Origin of the sequence: Lamprobacter sp., from assembly GCF_034860625.1 — a bacterium.
In the GTDB taxonomy this organism is placed as follows: domain Bacteria; phylum Pseudomonadota; class Gammaproteobacteria; order Chromatiales; family Chromatiaceae; genus Lamprobacter.
The window spans coordinates 1-6,899 of record NZ_JAYESN010000179.1 but is presented as its reverse complement, the minus strand read 5'-3'; the positions used below and the strand labels follow the sequence as shown (position 1 = coordinate 6,899).

The 6,899-nt window shown below is 64.5% G+C and carries 3 protein-coding genes and 1 pseudogene; all 4 read left to right on the top strand.

All coding sequences use genetic code 11. The features are described from left to right. Window positions 1-747, top strand: a pseudogene (locus VBE63_RS23175) (hypothetical protein); the annotation flags it as partial. 47 nt (window positions 748-794) lie between these two features. Beyond that, on the top strand, window positions 795-6,317 hold the full coding sequence (locus VBE63_RS23170) for a hypothetical protein (protein ID WP_323685381.1): 5,523 nt from the start codon (window positions 795-797) through the stop codon (window positions 6,315-6,317). A 12-nt stretch (window positions 6,318-6,329) separates the two neighbouring features. Continuing rightward, entirely contained in the window at window positions 6,330-6,611 is a 282-nt protein-coding gene (locus VBE63_RS23165) for a BrnT family toxin (RefSeq protein WP_323685380.1), read from the top strand. Continuing rightward, entirely contained in the window at window positions 6,568-6,867 is a 300-nt protein-coding gene (locus VBE63_RS23160; RefSeq protein WP_323685379.1) for a BrnA antitoxin family protein, read from the top strand. Before VBE63_RS23165 ends, VBE63_RS23160 begins: the two co-directional genes overlap by 44 nt. Window positions 6,868-6,899: the final 32 nt, after the last annotated feature.

The window sequence follows — 6,899 nt, the reverse complement described above, 5'->3', positions numbered from 1 at the left end:
CGCGAGACCAACGAGTACGTCCTCTCGGCGCATGCGGGCCTCGTCGAGGAATCCATCCAGCGTGCCCGCGAAGAGGATCGACAGGGCGCCGCCTGGCCGGACATCCAGTACCTCTGGCCGCAGCACCCGATCAGCCAGTGGCTGATCGACCGCGTCATCGGCGGGGTCGGGCGCCGCCGCGCCCCTGTCATCGTCAGCCCGCACCTGGCCGCCGACGAATGCGCCTTCCTCATGCTCGGGCTCATCCCCAACCGCAAGGGCCAGCCGCTGATCGCCGAATGGAAGGCCATCCTGCGCCGTGGCAACGCGGATCATGCCATCGAAGACTTTGACGATTTCTGTCAGCGCGCCGGCCTTGCCGAGCGGCAGCTGCCGAACGCCAAGCCCGCGCTGGATCTCGCCAAGCTGCAACGCGCGCTGGGCGATGCCGTGGCCACCATGCAGCTGTTCGTCGAGGATCAGGTCAAGACCTTCAGCGCCTCACGCGCGGCCGAGGTCAAGCACAAGCTGGCCGAGCTCAACGAGCTGCGCGGTGCCCAGGAGCAACACTTGGAGCTGCGCCTGGCCAATGTCATTGAGACCGTCCGCGCCGCTCGCCGGGCGCAACGCCTGAAGGACATTGATAACGTCTTCGCCGAGTACGGCCAATGGGTCAAGGACAGCCTCGAAGTCGAGCCCGTACCCTTCGTGCAGGTGCTTGCCGCCGTCACCGGACGCAACGAGCCTGACGCTGGTCTGGATCTTTGAGCGCGCCCACCCCGGCGATCGGACAGGCAATAGGAGCTGAGACAGCAATGGCCACAATGGAACACTTCGACGTCTTCCCCGGCATCGGCAACGAGAACGAGTTCTACAGCCATCACTTCTTCGCCCACGGCTTCCAGGCGCGGATCAAGGACTGGCTGCAGCAGCAAGCCGCGGCGGCGGCCGAGACCGAGACCGAGACCGCTGGCGGCCAACCCGATCAACAACCCCCGGAGCCGCCGGCGAAGCGCCTGGGGAGCCTGGCGCGCGCCTTCTTCCGTCGGCATGCCGCTGATCCGGCCGATGAAGACTTCGACGCCCGCCTGAACTGGCATCGCGAGCTGCATCGACCCCTGCTGGAGGCGCTGGGTTATCGCCTCGAACCGCAGGAGCAGGAATGGAGCGCCGGGCAACCGTTGCCGCTCTGGTCCGTGGCCACTCAGGGTGCAAGCCATAACACCGGCTCGCAATCCGGCTTGCACTCCGGCTTGCACTCCGGCCCGAACCTTGGCCCGCAGCCTGGCCAGCCCGCCATCGGCCTGCCCGAGCTGGTCATCATCCCCGCCTTCAATCCCGAACAAAAGCCGCACCGAGACGATCCTGCCGTCGATCCGCTCGACGTCACCCTCAGCGCCCAACACTTCCGCATCCAGGAGCTGCCGGCGCCCTATCGCGGCAAGCAGAAGCAGGCCCCGCGTCCGCTCGCCGAGATCCTCTCCGATGCGCTGTTCGCCGCCGATCATCCGCCGCGCTTCGTGCTGCTGATCGGTGAGCTGGAGTGGGTGCTGATCGACCGCTTCAAATGGCCGAGCAATCGCCTGCTGCGCTTCGACCTGAGCGAGATCCTTGGCCAGCGCCAGCCGGCGACCCTGAACGCCTGCGTCGCCCTGCTGCATCGCGAGGCCCTCTGTCCGCGCTCCGGCGAGGGCTTGCTCGACAGCCTCGATGCCGAGTCCCACAAGCACGACGCCGGTGTTAGCGCCGATCTCAAATACGCCCTGCGCGAGGCCATCGAGCAGCTCGGCAACGAGGCCGCCCGCCAACTGATCCAGGACCATGGCTACAGCTATAGCGGCACCCTCAAGCGTCTCGACGAAGGCCAGCTCAGCACCGAATGCGTGCGCCTGGTCTACCGGCTGATCTTCCTGTTCTACATCGAGGCGCGCCCGGAGCTGGGCTATGTGCCGATCAACAGCAGCGATGTCTACGCCCGCGGCTACAGCCTCGAGCACCTGCGCGACCTGACCCTGACCGACCTGCACAGCACCGCCGCGCAGAACGGCACCTATTTCGATCAGACCCTGCGCAAGCTCTTCGCGCTGGTCGCCAACGGCACCGCGCGCGACCAACAGCTCATGGTCGGCTCGGCGACGGTCAACGCCTTCGAGCTGGCGCCACTCGACAGCCGCCTGTTCGACCCCGCCGGCACGCCGCTGCTGAACCGAGTGCGCTTTCCCAACCACGTCTGGCAGCAGGTGCTGCGCGGGCTCTCGTTTGCCAAAGACCCACGCAGCCGTCGCACCCGCCGCGTCAGCTACCAGGCGCTCTCGATCAACCAGCTCGGCTCGGTCTACGAGTCGCTGCTCTCCTATCGCGGCTTCTTCGCCAGCGCAGATCTTTACGAGGTGATGCCCGCGGATGGCGGCGCCGCCAGCAATGCCGCCAGCGCTAGCGCCGACAGGACCGGCGAAGACGGCTTCGATGACAACGACAGCGGCGATCACGACACACCCGATCACGACACACCCGATCACGACACCCCCGACAGCGATCGCGCCGACAACCAGCACGACGGCGCCAGCACCCATCGCCGCCGCACGGATAGGGATGCCGACGCCGATGCCGACACCGATGCCGATGCGGACAGCGATGCGGACACAGACGCCAGCAGCGACAGCTACGGCGGCAGCAGCGACCCGCTCGCCAACGGCTGGTTCGTCACCCAGGCGCGCATCGGCGACTACCACAACAGCGAGAAGGTCACCTTCCGCAACGCCGAGGGCCGCCGCGAGCTGCGCGTCTACCCCAAGGGCAGCTTCATCTACCGCCTCGCCGGGCGCGACCGGCAGAAGAGCGCCAGCTTCTACACCCCGCAAACCCTGACCCAGTGCCTGGTCAAGTACGCGCTCAAGGAACTGCTCGCCGGCAAGCGCGCCGACGACATCCTCAAGCTGCGCGTGCTCGAGCTGGCGATGGGCAGCGCCGCGTTCCTGAACGAGGTCGTGAATCAACTGGCCGAGGCCTATCTCGAGCGCAAGCAGATCGAGCTGAAGCGGCGCATCCCGCACGACCAATACGCCCAGGAGCTGCAGAAGGTGCGCATGCGCCTGGCCGATGGCAACGTCTTCGGTGTCGACCTCAACCCCATCGCCACCGAGCTGGCCGAGGTCAGCCTCTGGCTCAACGCCATCTACGGCGAAACCGACCAGCGCGGCCGCCCGCTGCCGGCGCGGGTGCCCTGGTTCGGCTACCAGCTCTTCACCGGCAACTCGCTGGTCGGCGCGCGGCCGCAGGTGTTTCGCGTCAGCCAACTGCAGGCGCCGCACAAGCGCCGCGCCGGCGACGGCAAGTCGGTGCCCAATCCGGATTGCTGGCTCCATGCCAGCCCGCGCCGGGTCACCCCCAGCGCGCCGCGCCGCGAGGATGAGATCTACCACTTCCTGCTCCCCGATGCCGGCTTCTGCGACTACGCCAACAAGGCGGTCAAGACCTACTACGAGACCGAGCTGAAGCAGGTCAAGGCCTGGCAGAAGGGCCTACTCGGGCGCTTCTCCGAGGTCGAGATCCGCCGCCTCCAGCAGCTCAGCGCCAAGATCGACGCCCTCTGGCGGGAGCACGCCCAGCAGCTCGCCGCCGACCGCGCGCGCACCGAGGACCAGCTCCCGGTCTGGCCGCACACCGGCCCCGATGCCGACCCAGGCCAGATCACCAGCCGTGCGAGCAAGGAGGCCACCCGCAAGGCCGGCATGCTCAATGAAGACGCCGCGCTCGCCACCCCCTATCGGCGCCTCAAGCTGGTGATGGACTACTGGTGCGCGCTCTGGTTCTGGCCCTTGGACCAGGTCGGCGGCCTGCCCAGTCGCACCCAATGGATCACCGAGGTCGGCGCCATCCTCGACGGCAACCTGATGGACATCGACGAGCAGGTCGAGATGGACCTATCCGCGCAACCGACGCCGGCCCAGCGCCAACCGCTGGCGCCGGAGCCACAGAGCAGCCTTTTCGACGACCAGCCCGGGCAGTTGTCGCTGAGCGCGCCGACCGAGGCCAAGAGCCTGCACGACCGCTACGGTGAGCTGCGCATCGCCCGGCTGCGCGAGCACTTCCCGCGCGTCCAGCAGGTCGAGGCGCTGGCCGCGCGCTATCGGTTCTTCCATTGGGAGCTGAGCTTTGCCGATCTGTTTGGCTGGCACGGGGGGGAAGGAGTGAGTGGAGAGGAGCGAGGCGTGAGTGGGGAAGAGGGAGGAGTGAGGGGAGAGGAGCGAGGAGTGAGTGGGGAGGGCGCCTTTGGGTTTGATCTGATCATTGGGAATCCGCCTTGGATCAAGGTTGAGTGGGAGGAGAAGGGCATCCTTGGCGAGGCCGATCCGCGGATTGCCATCCGCAAGATGAGCGCCTCCGAGTTGGCGCGCCGGCGCGCTGAGCTGTTTGCGGACTGGCCGGGGATGCAGGCCGCCTGGCTGGATGAGTTTTGCGAGCAGGCCGGGATGCAGGCGTTCTTGAATGCGCGGCAGAACTATCCGTTGCTCAAGGGCGTGCAGACCAATCTGTATAAGTGCTTTTTGCCGCAGGCTTGGATGATTGGAAACGCCGAGGGCGTATCAGCTTTCGTTCACCCCGAAGGCGTCTATGACGACCCCAAGGGTGGCGCATTTCGTGAGGCGATCTATCCGCGTCTCAAGCTCCATTGCCAATATCAAAACGAGTTTGGACTCTTTGTTGGCACTAATGATCATGGAAGAATGCGGTTTGGCACCCACGTCTACAAAAACCAAGCCAGCGAGTCGGTCGGCTTTATCACCATCAATAACCTGTTTACCCCCAGTACAGTCGATGTCTGTTTCGCCCACGACGGCAGCGGCCCTGTGCCCGGCATCAAGCAAGAGAGCGAGGGCGGGCGCTCGCATTGGAATACCCAAGGTCATCGGGATCGGCTGATCCCGGTCGGCGAGCATGAGCTGGCGCTCTTCGCCCAGCTTTACGACGAGGCCGGCACGCCGCCGCTGCAAGCGCGCCTGCCCGCGCTGCATGCCCGGCCGTTGATCTCGGTGCTGGAGAAGTTCGCCGCTCAGCCCCGCCGCTTGGGGGATCTCAAGGGCGAGTATTTCTCGACGGTGATGTTCGATGAGACCTACGCGCAGCGCGACGGCACCATCCGCCGCGAAACCTGCTTCCCCGAGGATGCCGGTCAATGGGTGCTCTCCGGCCCGCACTTCTTCGTCGGCGCCTCGTTCTACAAGACCCCGCGCGCGGTCTGCACCGCCAACAGTCATTACGATTGCCTCGACCTGACCGCGCTGCCCGACGACTATCTGCCGCGCACCAACTATGTGCCCGACTGCTCGCCGGCGGAGTATGCGGAGCGGACGCCGAGGGTGCCTTGGGTGGAACTGGGAGAAAGCGAGTGCCGGCGTGTGACTGAATACTATCGGCTTACGTCAAGAACCATGATCGGAGCCTCTTCTGAACGCACATTGCAGAGTTGCATCATCCAAAAAGATGTTGCTCACATTGATCTTGGCTTTACAGTCCTACCCCAAAATCAAGAAGTCCTGCTTGATGCCGCAACTACCCATGCCTCGATCATTTTTGATTTTTTTGTTAAGAGCACTGGCAAGGGGCATTTCAGAAACGATATTGCGTCACTCTTGCCGTTGGTCGAGTTTCGTCAGCTTTTAGCTCCTGCTCGTTCTAGGGTTCTGGGTTTGAATTGCCTCACGACAGGCTACGCTGACCTCTGGCGGTCATCTTATAGTCCAAGTTTCTGTCACCAACGCTGGTCCACCGAAAGCTCCCTGCTCGCCCCCGATTTCTTCACCCACCTCACCCCCCACTGGCAACGCCACTGCGCGCTTCGCACCGACTACGCCCGCCGTCAGGCGCTGCTTGAGATCGATGTGCTGGTCGCCCAGGCGCTCGGCCTGACCCTGGACGAACTGCTGACCCTCTACCGCGTCCAATTCCCGGTGATGCGCCAGTACGAGGCCGATACCTGGTACGACCAGCGCGGGCGCATCGTCTTCACCCCGAGCAAGGGGCTGGTCGGCGTCGGCCTGCCGCGCACCGCGCGCAGGGCCGATCTCAACGCTGGCATCCGCTACGGTGTGGAGGCGCCAGACCGTCGCGAGCAGGGCATCGCGCTGGGCTGGGAGGACATCCGCGCGCTGCCTGCCGGCGCCACCGTCACCAAGACCTTCCCGGACGACACCTTGCCCGGCGGCCCGGTCGAGCGGACGATCCGCTATCAAGCCCCGTTCGTGCGGCCTGATCGCGAGCAGGACTACCACCGTGCCTGGGGATACTTTCAGCACATCGACAACCACCAACCTCTGGATTGGAATCCAGGCGCTTGAGCGTTTTCGATCATGCGTTTCACATGGCAAGAACAAAAACGGCGCACCAATCTGGCGAAGCATGGCTTCGACTTCGCGAGCGCGGAGCAGGTGTTTTCGGGCCACACCTTCAGCTTCGAGGATCAGAGATACGCCTACGACGAACAAAGGTTCATCACAGTGGGTCTACTCGGTATCGATGTCGTCGTGATGGTGCATACCGAGACAGCCGATGAGATTCACATCATTTCGATGCGGAAGGCCGAAAAACATGAGCAACAAGCCTATTTCAGATCACTCCGCGGTAAACGCTGACCTCGATGAAGCGCCACCGTTAACCGAGGCGGATTGGCAACGCGCGATTCACCGCGTTGGCCTCAAACCCGTCACAACGCCAAAGACAGAGGTCACCATCCCGCTTGATGCGGATGTTCTCGCGTGGCTCGAAGAACGAGCAAGCACGGAAGACTATCCCACGTTAATCAACGGCGCGCTGCGCGATACCATGCGAGAACATCGGCTTGAGGAACGGATCAGACGTGTGATCCGTGAAGAATTGCACGCAGGTTGACGTGACAGGGCAACGCGCGCTCCGAGCCACCG